This is a genomic window from Nonomuraea sp. NPDC050790 (assembly GCF_044456745.1).
Taxonomy (GTDB): domain Bacteria; phylum Actinomycetota; class Actinomycetes; order Streptosporangiales; family Streptosporangiaceae; genus Nonomuraea.
On record NZ_JBITGF010000001.1, the window covers coordinates 1,500,663 to 1,514,506 of the forward strand.

12 protein-coding genes are annotated in these 13,844 nt (G+C 72.8%); 5 read left to right on the forward strand and 7 right to left on the reverse strand.

What is annotated here, in order from left to right:
- The 4 genes from ACIBEJ_RS06760 to ACIBEJ_RS06775 all read right to left on the reverse strand — a co-directional run bounded on the left by ACIBEJ_RS06760 (position 1) and on the right by ACIBEJ_RS06775 (position 4,991).
- Positions 1–1,629: a non-ribosomal peptide synthetase gene (locus ACIBEJ_RS06760; RefSeq protein ID WP_397181631.1), complete on the reverse strand. Its 1,629-nt coding sequence runs from the start codon at positions 1,627–1,629 to the stop codon at positions 1–3.
- A gap of 22 nt (positions 1,630–1,651) precedes the next feature.
- A complete protein-coding gene (locus tag ACIBEJ_RS06765) occupies positions 1,652–2,947 on the reverse strand; it encodes a peptidogalycan biosysnthesis protein (RefSeq protein ID WP_397181632.1) in 1,296 nt (431 codons plus the stop codon).
- A complete protein-coding gene (locus ACIBEJ_RS06770; protein WP_397181633.1) occupies positions 2,944–3,894 on the reverse strand; it encodes a sulfotransferase domain-containing protein in 951 nt (316 codons plus the stop codon). The genes ACIBEJ_RS06765 and ACIBEJ_RS06770 overlap by 4 nt, the downstream gene beginning before the upstream one ends.
- A gap of 161 nt (positions 3,895–4,055) precedes the next feature.
- Entirely contained in the window at positions 4,056–4,991 is a 936-nt protein-coding gene (locus ACIBEJ_RS06775; RefSeq protein ID WP_397181634.1) for a CPBP family intramembrane glutamic endopeptidase, read from the reverse strand.
- A gap of 112 nt (positions 4,992–5,103) precedes the next feature.
- On the opposite strand from ACIBEJ_RS06775, the gene ACIBEJ_RS06780 reads away from it, so the two are divergent.
- Positions 5,104–6,327 carry a sensor histidine kinase gene (locus ACIBEJ_RS06780; RefSeq protein ID WP_397181635.1) on the forward strand — a complete coding sequence of 408 codons (1,224 nt, stop codon included), beginning with the start codon at positions 5,104–5,106 and terminating at the stop codon, positions 6,325–6,327.
- Entirely contained in the window at positions 6,315–6,953 is a 639-nt protein-coding gene (locus tag ACIBEJ_RS06785) for a LuxR C-terminal-related transcriptional regulator (protein WP_397181636.1), read from the forward strand. Before ACIBEJ_RS06780 ends, ACIBEJ_RS06785 begins: the two co-directional genes overlap by 13 nt.
- 18 nt (positions 6,954–6,971) lie before the next feature.
- Here ACIBEJ_RS06785 and ACIBEJ_RS06790 read toward each other — a convergent pair whose 3' ends face one another.
- Positions 6,972–7,559: a helix-turn-helix domain-containing protein gene (locus ACIBEJ_RS06790; protein ID WP_397181637.1), complete on the reverse strand. Its 588-nt coding sequence runs from the start codon at positions 7,557–7,559 to the stop codon at positions 6,972–6,974.
- A gap of 88 nt (positions 7,560–7,647) precedes the next feature.
- Between ACIBEJ_RS06790 and ACIBEJ_RS06795 the strand changes: the two genes are divergently transcribed.
- From ACIBEJ_RS06795 to ACIBEJ_RS06805, 3 genes are all read left to right on the forward strand, one after another.
- Positions 7,648–8,274 carry an SAM-dependent methyltransferase gene (locus ACIBEJ_RS06795; RefSeq protein ID WP_397181638.1) on the forward strand — a complete coding sequence of 209 codons (627 nt, stop codon included), beginning with the start codon at positions 7,648–7,650 and terminating at the stop codon, positions 8,272–8,274.
- A gap of 69 nt (positions 8,275–8,343) precedes the next feature.
- On the forward strand, positions 8,344–8,826 hold the full coding sequence (locus ACIBEJ_RS06800) for a DinB family protein (protein WP_397181639.1): 483 nt from the start codon (positions 8,344–8,346) through the stop codon (positions 8,824–8,826).
- A gap of 27 nt (positions 8,827–8,853) precedes the next feature.
- Entirely contained in the window at positions 8,854–9,891 is a 1,038-nt protein-coding gene (locus ACIBEJ_RS06805; protein ID WP_397181640.1) for an alpha/beta fold hydrolase, read from the forward strand.
- Positions 9,892–9,893: 2 nt separating this feature from the next.
- Here ACIBEJ_RS06805 and ACIBEJ_RS06810 read toward each other — a convergent pair whose 3' ends face one another.
- The gene (locus tag ACIBEJ_RS06810) at positions 9,894–10,547 is read right to left on the reverse strand and encodes a TetR/AcrR family transcriptional regulator C-terminal domain-containing protein (protein WP_397181641.1); all 654 of its coding nucleotides are present in this window, start codon (positions 10,545–10,547) and stop codon (positions 9,894–9,896) included.
- Positions 10,548–10,587: 40 nt separating this feature from the next.
- Positions 10,588–13,773 carry an NACHT domain-containing protein gene (locus ACIBEJ_RS06815; protein WP_397181642.1) on the reverse strand — a complete coding sequence of 1,062 codons (3,186 nt, stop codon included), beginning with the start codon at positions 13,771–13,773 and terminating at the stop codon, positions 10,588–10,590.
- Between the last annotated feature and the right edge of the window lie 71 nt (positions 13,774–13,844).

The window sequence follows — 13,844 nt, forward strand, 5'->3', positions numbered from 1 at the left end:
TCATCCGCCCTCCGATTCGCGCACCGCCGTCAGATGGCCGGCGAAGCTGTTCAGGCTCGGGTATTGGAAGACCAGCAGAGGAGAGATCTCGGTACCGAGCCGGACCGAGACCTCCGACACGAAGGCCATGAGCGACATCGAGGTGAAACCGGCCTCGAAGAAGCCGCCGTCAGGATCGATCTCGCCCCCGCCCAGCGCCGAACGCGCACACGCGCGCAACACCTCCATCAGCCCCACCGCACCAGCACCCGCCGGCTGTCCCCCCGCTTCAAAGGCCGGTTCTTCCGCCGGGACAACCGGTGGACGTGCGTCGCGTACCTCGATGGTCGACGGCATGACCGCGGGGTCCAGGTGGTCGCGCAGCACCGCGCGTACCTCCTCGGGTGTCGTGGCGGTCGCCACGACGGTCAGGCGCACGGACCCCACGCCCGCGCCGTCCTCGGCGAACGTCGCCGTCGCCGCCAGCACGCCCGGGACCAGGGCCGCCGCGCCCTCGATCTCGTCCAGCTCCACCCGGGCGCCGTTCACCTGGACCTGCCGGTCGGCCCGCCGCACGAAGGACAGCGAGCCGTCCGGCAGCACGCGGACGAGGTCGCCGGTGTCGTACCAGCGGCGGCCGTCCTGGCCGGGAGCCGTCAGCGGCGTGCCGTCGGTGTAGCCGAGCGCGCAGGCGGCGGCCTCCACGTACAGGCGTCCCTCGCCGGCGGGGACGATCTTGACGACGGCGTGGCCGAGCGGGCGGCCGATGGGGATCGGGTCCTCGCTCAGTACCGCCTGTCCCGGCGGTATCCGGTGCATACAAAGGACCTGCGGGGTCTCCGACGCGCCGTAGCAGTTGGCGACCGTGGCGTGCGGAGCCAGGCGGGCTGCCGCGCGCAGCGTCGCGGCGGTGAGCCTGGCCCCCGCCGAGCAGACCAGCCGCAGGCTCTCGACGGGACGCGGCGCGGTCCCCGCTACGAGCTGGAGCAGGACCGGTGCCGCCTGGAGCACGGTGATCGAGTGCTCCGCCAGCCAGCCCGCCAGCAGCCGTGGATCGGCGGCCGTGCTGCGGTCCGGGATGAACAGCGTCGCTCCGGTCACCCACGGCGCGACCAGCTCGCGCAGGCTCGGGTCGTGGCCGGGTCGGCCGAGGAAGGCGACCCGGTCGGCGGCGTCGACGGGCAGTTCCTTGAAGAACGCCGTGATGGCGGCCTCGAAGGCGGTCCGCCCGACGACGATGCCCTTGGGCCTGCCCGTCGTGCCGGAGGTGAAGAGGATGTGACTGGTCTCGTCGGGTTGCTCGGGCGCGGTGGTGTCCAGGGGTTCCAGGCCGCCCGAGGGTGTGAAGGCCGCCGCGGCGCGGGTGGCCGTCAGCGCGCCGCGTACCCGCTCAGCCCCCCACTCCCCCAGAATCGCCGGTACGGCTCCCGCGCCCCAGACCCCCGCGAGCCGCGCGACGAACCCCGGGCCGCGCTCCGCGGGCACGCCGACCACGCGGCGTCCGAGACGCTGAGAACGGACAAGGTCGCCGACGTCCGCGCCCAGCGCGGCGACGTCGCCGAAGGTGAACTCGCGACCCCCGTGGACCAGGGCGACCTCGCCCGGGTCACGTGGCCGCCCGAGAAACCCCAGCTCGTGGCCTCGGCTCACGCTGATCTCCCTCGTTGTCACGTCACAGCAGCTCATCCCACACCGGCGGGAAGTACGTGGGATGAGCGCTGCGCAACCTGCGCCAGTACGTCTTGCGATCCTCCGCCGGCGTGCCCCCCACCGGCCGCTCACCGCCCGGCCGATCGCCACGCGGCCGGTCGCCGACCTGAAGATCGCCGAGCGGGCGATCGCTGACCGGCTGATCGCCGGGTGGCCGGTCCGGCCCGTCGGTGGCGGACCAGGCCAGGTGCACCAGCGGGAGCACGGCGGCGCCGCGCCTGGCCTTGCCCAGTTCCGCCCCGGCCCCGGTGACGACCCTGGACAGCCCGGCCGCGTAGGCGTGCCTGATGGGTTCGTAGATGGCGGCGTTGAAGTACACGAACGGGTCGGGCGCCCCGTCGTCGAGGCGCCCGAAGTCGGTCACGTGGAGCCGGTCATGCCAGCGGCACATGACCCCGGCGCCGACGACCCGTCCTCCCGCCCTACACAGCAGGGCCGTCGAGTCCTCGCCCAGCGCGCCCGCGTAGGCCGACAGGCGCCGCGCGACCACCTCCACGCTGTACGCCATCCCGTGCCTGGCCCGCACGTTCACGATCATCGGAGCCACGGCGGGGATGGCCTCGCGCAGGGGCAGGAGCTCGGTAGCGCACTCCCTGGCGAACAGTCCAGCCTCCCTGCGGACGCTGGTGCGGGTGTTGCGTGGCAGGGTCGCCAGGTAGTCCGCGAAGCCCGCTCCGGGAAGCTCCACTTCGGTCCGCGCGACCCCGGCCAGCCGGTGGTGGTCCCCGTCGCCGGTGACCTGGGCGAGCTCTCTCCACGCGGCGGCGTCGAGGAACAGGAAGAAGGTGTACGGGTGCCCCCGCTCGGCCGCGACGACCCCGGCGGCGTCCCGGAGCGCGCGCAGGACTGCCGTCCTGGCCGGGCCCGGCAAGGTGCGGTCGAGGATGAGGCGGGTGCCGAAGCCCGCGCAGGAGCCGGCCAGCAGTCCCAGCCGGCCGCCGCGCGGGGCCGTGGCGAGCAGGTCGCGGAAGTGGAGCTCCGGCCAGGTCAGGTAGTCGCCGCGGCTGGGCGGCGAGTCGTAGAGGGGTAGGGCGCCGAGGATGCGTGAGTCCCCGGCGCGGCGGGCGATCAGGTAGGTGACGGGGGCGTCGCCGTACCGTTCGAGAGCGCACAGCCACGCGCGGCTCTGGAACAGGTCCCGCGGGTCGGCAACCTCATTCCACACATGCTCAGAAATGTCGCCTAAGGAGGAGACGCGATCGACCGTCACAAACGCGATCGCGTCGGGTGGTTTATCCGGAATTTCCTGATTTATCATCGATCAGCTGGCCTGTGATGGAGCCATTCCAGCAAGTCCGGCTCCGCGAGTTCGGCCATCCGGTGATCGTAATGTGAGCGGTCCTCGGGGGTGAGGAACTGCTGCCATTGGCCCGACGTGCCGCTGCGGAAAAAGCGCTCGCGATCACGGATGTAGCCCAGTTGCTCGTCGGGCGCGAGTTCGTCCGCGCGATTTCTCATCTGCTGGAACGTGGCCGCCTCGACCAGTTCCGGCCACGTGTTCTCGTCGATGTGGATGTCCAGCCGTCCGGCGAGCCTGCGCATCTCCCCGGCGAGGTCGGCGGAGAGGTCGGCGTAGTGCAGGAGGATGACGTTGGGCTCGGTGCGGCGCACCCACGCGCGGCTCTGCGTCCAGATCAGGGCGCGCAGCGAGTCGAGGTTGACGAAGGGCGAGTCGTCGTTGTCCACCCACCGCAACAGGTACGACCGCTCGTCGAGCAGGTCCCTGTCGTCGTGGCCGTCCACCTGCACCTCACCGGCGCCGGCTCCGTGGTCGGGGTTGGGGTTGGCGGCCTGGTGGATCAGCCGCCTGATCACGTCGCGCTTGAGGTTCTTGCCGTGACTGCGCAGGGAGATGGCCACGTCGCGAGGGTCGCGGCCGACCGTGATGTAGGTGACGCGGGGGTCCGTGGGGATGCCGTCGAGCGGGATGTGGGTCTTGATGAAACGGCGGTGCCGCTGCGCGGCCAGGCGCTCCCAGACCTCCTCCTTAGGACGCACGAGCATGTCGATCCACGGCGAGAGGCTCGACAGGGGCCCGGGCAGCCGGGGCGTCTGGAAGATCAGGAGCGCGCAGATCATCTGGGTCCAGGTGGTGCCGCACTTCGCCGGCGAATTGATGACAATGTCGCCGGGCCGGAATTGGAACCCGTCCCACCGGGAGCTGTCCTCCATCGGCGTGAGGTAACGGGCCAGATGCGTCGTCATCGACGTGATTTTAATCACCATTCTGGAGTTAAGGAAGGTATGTAATTGACTCCAGGCATTCCGTATAAGAAACACTGTTTCGCGGCATTCCTGATCTGATGGGCAGGGAATTCATCATTTATGCCATTACTCTGCGCGAAAATTCCAGGTCAGGGGCGGCGTCATGCGTCATGCGTCCACCGGAGCCGGCCGGTCAGCGCCAGGAAGGCGACGAACGTGCCCATGGCGATCCAGCCGGGCCAGCCGTTCAGGCCGACCTGAAGGGGATCGATGGGATGGCTCGCGTCGGAGAACAACCACACGAGCCGCACGCCCGCGTGGCTGACGAACGTGTGGGCGAGCACCGCGGGCCATACCGAGCCCGAGCGCATGCGCAGCCAGGCGAAGATCGGCACGAGCAGGACCGTGCTGATGACCATGTAGATCACCGAGGTCACCGGCGAGTGTCCCGGGTACTGGCCACCCATGATCAGCGTGGGCAGGTGCCACAGCGCGAACACCAGCGCGGTCAGCCCCATCGCCGGCCACGGCCCGAGCGGCGCCAGCCTCGGCAGCAGGTAGCCCTGCCACCCCAGCTCCTCGCCGAAGAACATCGGCAGCCACAGCACCATGCCGAGCACGAGGGTCCCCAGCCAGACCACGAGTTCGGCGACGGGCACCCCGCTCTGCCCGACGGTGTCAGGGGCGAACTGGGCGCGGAACCCGGAGAAGTCGGCGAGGTCGAGGTGGTAGGTCCCGGCCAGGGCCGCGATGCCGAGCGCGAGGAGCTGGAGCGCGCACGGCACCGCCAGCGCCAGCAGGCTCTCCCGCACCAGCCTGCCCGCCGGGCGCGGCCTGACCAGGCCGATCGCGACCCGGATGCTCGCCGGTCGGTGCATCCGCCGCAGGACCACGTACGCGGCCAGGCCGGGGGTCAGCATCATCGCCGCGATGCAGACCTGGATGAGCGGCGTCATGTCGTGGGCGGCTTCGGTGCGGCGGAAGCCGTTCAGGATGAGGGGCAGCATGGCCACCCACGCGCCGCAGAACGCGAGCGCGACGAAGGCGGCGACGCCGCGCCACGGCACGGCCGTGCCGGTCAGTTGGTTGGTCGTCATGCCCGCCGACGCTAGGCAAGGCGGCCGGGCCGCCACGAGCGGGCACGCACCCCTGTCGATGGTGTAGCGGGCTCCACTGGCACGGCCTCGGCGAGCGGCCAGACTGGTTCTCGTGATCGTGACGAGCGCGAACCTGCGGGCGGCCCGGTATCTGACCGGCGCGTTGCTCACCGGTGTCGCCACGCTGCCCATGCCCCTGCTGCTGCTCGGCGCGTCCGCGACGGTGGCCGCCGCCGGGCTCGGGTTCGTCCTGCTGCCCCTGGCGCTGCTGGGCTTGCGCAGGTGGACGGGCCCGGCCTGGCGCCGGGCCCACGCCTACCTGGGCGAGCCCGTGCCGCCGAGGCGTCCCGACCCGCCCGCCGGGTTCCGGCGGGTGATCACCGACCCGGCGACGCGGCGGGATCTGGCCTGGGTGGCCGCGCACCTCGTGGTGGGCCTGCCGTTCGGTGCGGTCGGGCTGCTCGCGCTGGCCGGGCCGCCGGTGACCCTGGCGCAGATGGCGCTGTGGTGGCTGGCGCCCGTAGATCGGCCGCTGAGCCTGCTGGCCGTGCCGGTCACGAGCTGGGCGACCGCGCTGGCCGCGGGCGCGGGCCAGTTGCTCGTGTGCGTGGCGCTGCTGCTGTGGGCGGTGCGCCCGCTGGCCGGCCTGCACGCCCGCATGGTGCGGGCCCTGCTCAGGCCCTCATCGGCTGAACGGCTGGCCGAACGGGTGGACGTCCTGACCGAGAGCCGCGCGGGCGCGCTCGAGGCCCACGCCGCCGAGCTGCGCCGCATCGAGCGCGACCTCCACGACGGCACGCAGGCCCAGCTCGTGGCCCTGGCCATGCGCCTCGGGGTCGCCGAGCGGACCATGGCCGACGACCCCGAAAGGGCCAGAGGGCTGCTGCGCGAGGCCCGCGACGGCGCGGAGGAGGCGATGGCGGAGTTGCGCGGCGTCGTGCGGACGATCTACCCGCCGATCCTCGCCGACCGCGGCCTCGACGGCGCGGCCTCCGCACTGGCCGCCCGCTGCCCCGTACCCGTCACGGTCGCCGTGGACGCGCTCGGCCCGCTGCCGGCGGCCGTGGAGGCGACGGCGTACTTCGTCGTCGCCGAGGCGCTGACCAACATCGCCAAGCACGCCCGCGCGGAACGGGCGAGTGTGGCGATCCGCCGCGAGGGGGCGAGCCTCCTGATCACCGTCGCCGACGACGGACACGGCGGCGCGGACGAGTCACGCGGCAGCGGCCTGGCCGGCATCCGGCGCCGGGTCGCCGCGCTGGACGGCGCCACCCGCCTCACCAGCCCGCCCGGCGGTCCGACGACGCTGGAGGTGGACCTGCCGTGCGCGTCGTGATCGCCGAGGACAACGTCGTCCTGGCCGAGGGACTCAACCTCCTGCTCGCCTCCGCGGGCTTCGAGGTGGCCGCGATCGCCGACGACGCGCCCGCGTTCCTGGCCGCCGTCGCCGAGCACCGCCCGGACGTCGTGATCGTCGACGTACGGCTGCCGCCGTCCTTCCGCGACGAGGGCATCCAGGCGGCGCTGGAGGCCAGGCGGAGCCGTCCCGGGCTGCCGGTGCTGGTGTTCTCCCAGTACGTCGAGCAGGTCTACGCCAGGGAACTGCTCGCCGACGGCAGCGGCGGCGTCGGCTACCTGCTCAAGGACCGGGTGAGCAGGGTGGAGGAGTTCCTGGAGGCGCTCGGCCGAGTCGCGCACGGCGGCACCGCGCTGGATGCCGAGGTCGTCTCCCAGCTCCTCGTCCGCAGGGCCGATCCGCTGGCCGAGCTGACGCCGAGGGAGCGCGAGGTGCTCACCCTCATGGCCCAGGGCCTGTCGAACACCGGCATCGCGGACCGGCTGGTCATCACCGAGCGGTCGGTGCACAAGCACGTCGGCAACATCTTCCTCAAGCTCGGGCTCTCCCCCGCCGACTCCGGACATCGCCGGGTGCTCGCCGTGCTGACCCATCTCGGCCTCTGAGCGGCGGGCCGTACCGGCTCAGTGGCGGTCCTCGGGGCGGGCGCGCACGTGCGCGCGCTCCCCCTGCAGGCCGAACAGGATGAGCAGCTCGACCGGGCCGCCGTCGGCGCTGCCCAGCCAGTGCGGCAGGGACGTGTCGAACTCGGCCGCCTCCCCGGCGGGCAGCGTCAGGTCCCGGTCGCCGAGCACCAGCCGCAGCCGGCCGCTGAGCACGTACAGCCACTCGAAGCCCTCGTGCGTCTTCAGGGCCGGGTCGAGCGGCTCGGGCACCGCGGGGATGATCATCTTGAACGCGTGCACCCCGCCCGGCCGCCTGGACAGCGGGATGAAGACCATCCCGAAGCGTTCTATCGGCTTCAGGTGGATGCGCGGGTCGCCCGTGCGCGGGGCGCCGACGAGGTCGTCCAGCGGGACGTCGTAGGTGCGCGCCAGCGGCAGCAGCAGCTCCAGCGTCGCCCGGCGCTGCCCGCTCTCCAGCCGGGACAGCGTGCTCTCCGACACTCCCGTGGTCGCCGCGAGGTCGGAGAGGGTGAGCCCGCGTTCGCGGCGCAGCGCGCGCAGCCGCGGTCCGACCGCGTCGAGCACGTCATCGGTTTCCTGGTCCACACCGGCCATCTTGCCAGAACCGCAAGTTTCCTTGCTGGATCGCGGTGCCTCCGGCGAACCTGGGCGCGTCACGACAGAAGGAGGAGTGATGAGCACCACCGATGCGGTCACGTTCTGGGACAGCGTCTATGCGAACCGGCCGCTCGCCCGCGACCCCCGGCCGAACCAGCGGCTCACCGAGACGGTCGCGGACCTGCCGCCGGGCGACGCGCTCGACCTGGGCTGCGGCGCGGGCGGCGACGCCCTGTGGCTGGCCCGCCGCGGGTGGCGGGTCATCGCCGCCGACATCTCGGCCGTCGCGGTCGAACGGCTCGCCCGCCTCGCCCGTTCACGCGGCCTGGAGGAGCGGATCGCGGCCGAGCGGCACGACCTGCGCGAGTCGTTCCCGCAGGGGGAGTTCGACCTGGTCTGCGCCCATTACCTGCACACCCCGTTCGACCTGGACCGGGCTGGCGTCCTGCGGGCCGCGGCGCACGCGCTGCGGGCAGGCGGGCGGCTGCTGGTCGTCGACCACGGCTCGGCCGCGCCCTGGTCGTGGAACCAGGATCCCGAAGCCCGGTTCCCCGCCCCTCGGGAGGTCGCCGCCGACCTCGACCTGGACCCGGCGGCGTGGACGGTCGAGCGGGCCGAGTCGCCCCGCCGGATAGCGACCGGTCCCGGCGGGCGCCGCGCCGAGGTGACCGACCACGTCCTGCTGATCCGCCGCACCACCTGAGACCGACCGCCACCGGCGTACCGGCTGAGACCGGCGACGCCGTACCGCCCGAATCGGAAGGAGCCCGTCATGCCCACGACCGCTCGCCGCCGCGACACCCCGCCGCCCCGCACCGGGAGCGGCGAGGCCGAGGTCCTGCGCGGTTTCCTCGACTACCTGCGCACCTCGATCGCCGCCAAGGTCGACGGCGCGCCCGAACCCCAGGTCAGAACCGCGGGGGTGCCGTCGGGCACGAACCTGCTCGGCCTGCTCAACCACCTCACGTGCGTCGAACGCGCGACGTTCCTCGGGGACAAGGTCACCGACTGGCCGGCGACGTTCCGGGCCGCGCCGTCCGACAGCGTGGCCGACGTGGTCGCCCGCTACCGGGAGACGGTCGAGCGCGCGAACGAGGTGCTCGACCGATGCGATGACCTGGGCGCGAAGCTGCCCCGGCGAGGCCCGGCGCCCAGCGTGCGCTGGGCGCTCACCCACATGATCGAGGAGACCGGGCGCCACGCCGGCCACGCGGACATCCTCCGCGAGCTGATCGACGGCGCGACCGGTCGCTGAACCCACCACTTCTCAGGACAGGAACTCATGAACTCCGCACCACGGCCACGCCGCCTCCTGCGCGCGCTGGTCTCCGCCACGCTCGCCGTCCTGCTCACCGCCGGTGTGGGAGCCTGCGCCACACCGGCCGCCACACCGGCCACCGCATCGGCCACCGCGCCCGCCGCGCCCTACACCGTCGCCACGCGCGACGACCCGCGCTTCGCCCAGACGTTCCGGCACGAGTTCGCCGACGTCGACGGCGTCAAGATGCACTACGTGACCGGCGGCAGCGGCCCGCCCGTGGTGCTGCTGCACGGCTGGCCGCAGACCTGGTTCGGATGGTGGCCGATCATGCCGGAGCTGGCCAAGAACCACACCGTCTACGCCGTGGACCTTCCCGGGCTGGGCGACAGCACCGGCTCACCGACCGGCTACGACAAGGCCACCCTCGCCCGCTACGTGCACACCCTGATCGCCGACCGGCTCGGCGTGCGCGACGCGCGGGTCGTCGGTCACGACCTCGGGGCCGCGGTGGCCTTCCAGTACGCCGCCCAGTTCCCCTCCGACGTGGACCGCCTCGGCTACCTCGACCTGCCGTTGCCGGGACCGGCCGTCGATGCGCGTACCTATCGCTCGCTGAGCTGGCACATCGCCTTCCACTCCCAGCCCAAGGTGCCGGAGACGGTGGTCGGCGACGACGTGCGCGCGTACCTGGCGCTGTTCTACCCGCAGGTCTCCTTCGGCGGCACGGCGTTCGGCGGCACCTCGAACCGCTCGCCGTTCACCGACGCCGAGATCAACGAGTACGCCCGCACCTACAGCCGCCCCGACGCGCTGTCCGGCGGCTTCGAGCTCTACCGCGCCCTGGACAAGGACGTCCGCGACACCGAGGCGGCGGCGCCGGTACGCGTCCCGGCCCTGGTCATGGCCGCCCAGGGGCAGGCCAAGGCGGTCAAGGCCACGGTGGCCCCGCGACTGACCAACATCGTGCGGGCGGTGGACGTGCCGAAGGCGGGACACTGGCTCGTCGAGGAGAACCCGCGCTTCGTGACCGACGAACTGCTGCGCTTCCTCGCCGGCTGACCTCAGCCCCAGGTTTCGCGCCGCCGTTCCAGCCCGTCGAGGATCAGGTCGAGGCCGACGTCGAACTCCTCCTTGTACGCGTAACCGCCCTTCAGCCCGCGATCGGCGATCATCTCGGCGAGATGCGGGAACTCCTCGCGCGGCAGCCGGTCCATGATCGAGCCCGCCACGTCCTGGAGCCCGTCGGGCGAGGTGAAGGGCAGGCTGAGCTCCTGGAGGGTGAAGCCGTAGATGTAGCTGTCCAGCACCGTCACCGCGTGCGCGGCCCCGGCGATCGAGAAGCCGCCGGCGCGCAGGCAGCCGATGACCGCGTCGTGGTGGCGCAGGGTGGCGGCGCCGGGGTTGGTGCGGGAGTCCATGTGGCGGATCGCCCAGGGGTGGCGGGTCAGCGCGGCGCGCATGGAGGACGCGCGCAGGCGCATCGCCTCCCGCCAGCCGAGGCTGTCCGGTGGGAGTTCGACCTCGCCGAACACCAGGTCGATCATGCCGTCGAGGATCAGGTCCTTGTTGCGGAAGTGGTGGTACAGGGACATGGCCTCGATGCCGAGGCGCTCGCCGAGCCTGCGCATGCTCGGCACGCCGGCGCCCGACTCGTCGGCCAGCGCGACCGCCGTACGGATCACCACGTCCTTGGTGAGCGTGTTGCGCCTGTCCACGAGGTGCTCCTGCCTGTTCCGCTGCGACGGCCCGACAACCTTACACCGTAAGTATCCGCTCGGTGTCCGGCCACAGCGTGAACACGCTGACCTCGCCGAGCACGCTCACGACCGCGAGGAGCCGCGCGTCCGGGCTGAAGGCCAGCGCCCTGACCTGCGGCGGGTGCGGGAGGTCGGCGAGCGCGGCGCCCGAGGCGGGCGCCCACAGGCGGACGCCGTCCGGGGTGGCGGTCGCCAGCAGGGAGCCGTCCGGGCTGAAGGCGATCGGGCCGGAGGCGGGCAGGGAGCGGAGCACTTGGCCGGTCTCGGCGTCACGCAGCCGCGTGCCCGTCGTTCCGGAGGTGGCGATGAGGGCGCCGTCGGGGCTGTAGGCGAGGGCGGTGGCCCGCTCGGTGTCCTCCACGCGCAGCAGCGCGACGCCGGTGGTGCTGTCCCAGACCTCGATCGGGCAGGGGTCGGAGGGGAGGAGACCTCCGGCGGTGACCAGCCGGGTCCCGTCGGGGCTGAAGGCGGCCTCGTGGGTGAAGCCGTCAGGGGATATCGCCAGCAGCTCGGCGCCTTCCGCGCCCAGGATCGACACGCCGTAGCCGGTGGCGATCATAAGACGCTCCCCCGCCGGGTCGTACGCCACCGCCCTGGGCTCCTCGCGGCCGAGGACGATCGGCGCCCCCGATCCGGCGCCGTCGAAGATCCAGACCCGGGACGAGTTGCGGTCGGCGCCGATGACCGCCAGAGGACCCCGGCGGCTGAGGGTCAGCGACGCGCCGCCGGAGCGCGGGGAGGGGTGGGAGGAGTCACCCGACAGCCGGTCCGCCAGGTCGAACCCGAACACGACCACACGCTCCAGCAGGGTGTGGAGCCGATCGAAGCGGAACCTGCGCGTCATCCTGCCGTCGAGGCCGAGCACGAGGACCGCGCCGGGTCCCGCCACCACCAGGTGCGTGCCGTCGGGGGTGAAGGCCAGCGACGTGACCGGGAGGCGCGGCCTGAGGATTCGCGGCGGCGAGGGGCGCAGGTCGTCCGGCGTGCCCGGCGCGGAGGGCAGCGCCGCATCGAACGGCCCGCGCGGCTCGCCCACGGCGGGCGTACCGGCGAGATGGTCCTGGAATTCGGCGTGCCGGAACTGGTAGATGGGCCCGACGGCGCGCAGCAGCCCGAGCCGGTGGGCGTCCTCGAGGAAGTCCATGAGCCGGTACGGCAGCGCCTTCCGCCTGGCCAGCCGTAACTCCGCCACGGCGAACATCATCCAGGCGTGGTGCCGACCGGCCACGAAGCCGTAGGCCAGGCCCGCGCCCGCGGCCAGCACGGTGCCCGCCGCCACGACCGCGGGCGGCCGGCCGCCGAGGCTCACCATCACCCCGCCGCAGATCGCGCCCACCACGCCGCCCGCCGCGATCCGGAACAGGTTGAGCGCCCGGTCGGCGCGCCAGGTGCCGCGCGGCGTGCTGGCCCGTGCCTGCGCGGCCGGGCTCTCCGCCCAGTGCGTCAGGCCGTCCACCATGCCGGTGAGCAGGAGCCCGGGCCCCAGCAGCAGCATCGTCCCGAGGGCGTGCGCGAGTGGCTGCTCACCCGCGAGGTAGCCCACGACGGCCGCGACCGCGCTGACAGCGAGCGCGATCATGAGCCAGACCGAGAACTGGGACCCGACCGAGCGGAGCAGCCGTCCGGTCCTGCCGGGCAGGCGCAGGTCGACGCGGGCCGGGCGGTGGAACATCCAGGTGCCCTGGTCGCGGTGACCCGGCCCTTCCCGGTAGGCGATGAACAACCCGATCCCGCCGGCCAGCGACGTCCAGAAGCCGAAGCCGAGGGCGAGTCCGCCGATGACCAGGCCCCAGACCACGCTGGCCGTCGTCAGCAGCACACTCACCCGCCAGCCAGGCGGGTAGCCGCTGATGACGATCGCCGCCAGCTCCCACCAGGCCAGATCGCGCTTGCCGATGCTCGCACGCCCGATGCCGCGCTCGGGCGCGGGCTGCCGGGCGAGCAGGCGGGCCAGGAAGGTCAGCCACCGGGTGACGTCCGCCGCCTGGTAGAGCTGCCGGGGACGGTACAGCTTGGCCTCGCTCGCCCTGGCCGGACTGCGAGCGGCAAGGAGAGCGGGGACGAGCCGATCGAACAGGTGGGAGCGCAGCTCCGCCGGGGTGCCGAAGTCGAGGAGGGGCGCGGGGTCGGCGCCGGGCCGCACGTAGGTGGTGCTGATGAGCCAGACGCCGAGCGGGCTGTCCACGTTGCCGGCCAGGGCGCCCGCCGTGCCCGCGCGCAGCCGGTCGAGAACGGCGTCCCAGCCGGGGTGGCGGACCGTGTCGGCGAGGACGCTCTCCAGGTAGCCGGCCGCGACGTCGGCGGCCAGCGGCTCGGCCATGAGCAGGGCGGCGCCGGCGACGGGGCGGCGTGCTTCCAGGTACTCGGGCGTGCGGCAGGTGACGACGATCCTGGTGGACACGTCGAGGGTGTCGTTGATCGCGTCGAGGACGTCGGGCAGGAGCTCGGGGTCGGCCTCGTCGAGGCCGTCGAGGATGGGCATGACGCGGCCGTCCCTGACCAGGGTCAGCGCGGTGCCGGCGCCGGCGTCGGACAGCGAGCGGTAGAGCTGTTCGAGGCGGACGGCCATCCAGTCCTCGAAGCGCGGGTATCTCGCCCGGTTCCAGTCGGTCACGGTGAGCAGGACGGGCACGGGCTCGTCGCCCTGCGGCCGGTCGAGCAGCTCACGCAGGAGCTGGATCGCCAGGGTGGTCTTGCCCGCGCCCGGCCCGCCGAGCACGACGAGCCGCGGCCGGTCGAGGGCGCGGAAGCTGGCGACCAGCTCGCCGATCCGGTCGCCTGAGCCCGCCGCGAGCGCCTCGCCGCCGACCCTGACCTCGCCGGACTCCTCGGTGTAGCGGGGCTCGGGCAGGAGGTTCCAGCGCACGGGCATCGGGTGCCGGCCGAGCCCGAGGACGCGTACGGCCTCGTCGAGCCACTCCTCCTTGATCGTGCTCCGCAGCCCGGTCACGACCTTCTCCAGGCGTGCCTGCCGCTCATCCGGCGCGGGCCTGGCCGCCTTGATCTGGGAGATCACGCTCACCACGGTGAGGACCACGACGACGGCCCAGATCACCGGCGGCCACCACGCCGCCTTCACCTCGAACGTGCTGGTGGCCAGGTTCACCACCAGGCCGAGCACGATCGGGACGAGCGCGAGCGTGACCGGGGACAGCACCCATCGGCCACTCCGCCCACCGCTCATGCCAGACAGCATCGCGATGAGGCGCACTCGCGCACAAGGGGGAGTTAATATGTAAACGCAGTCGTTTGCGT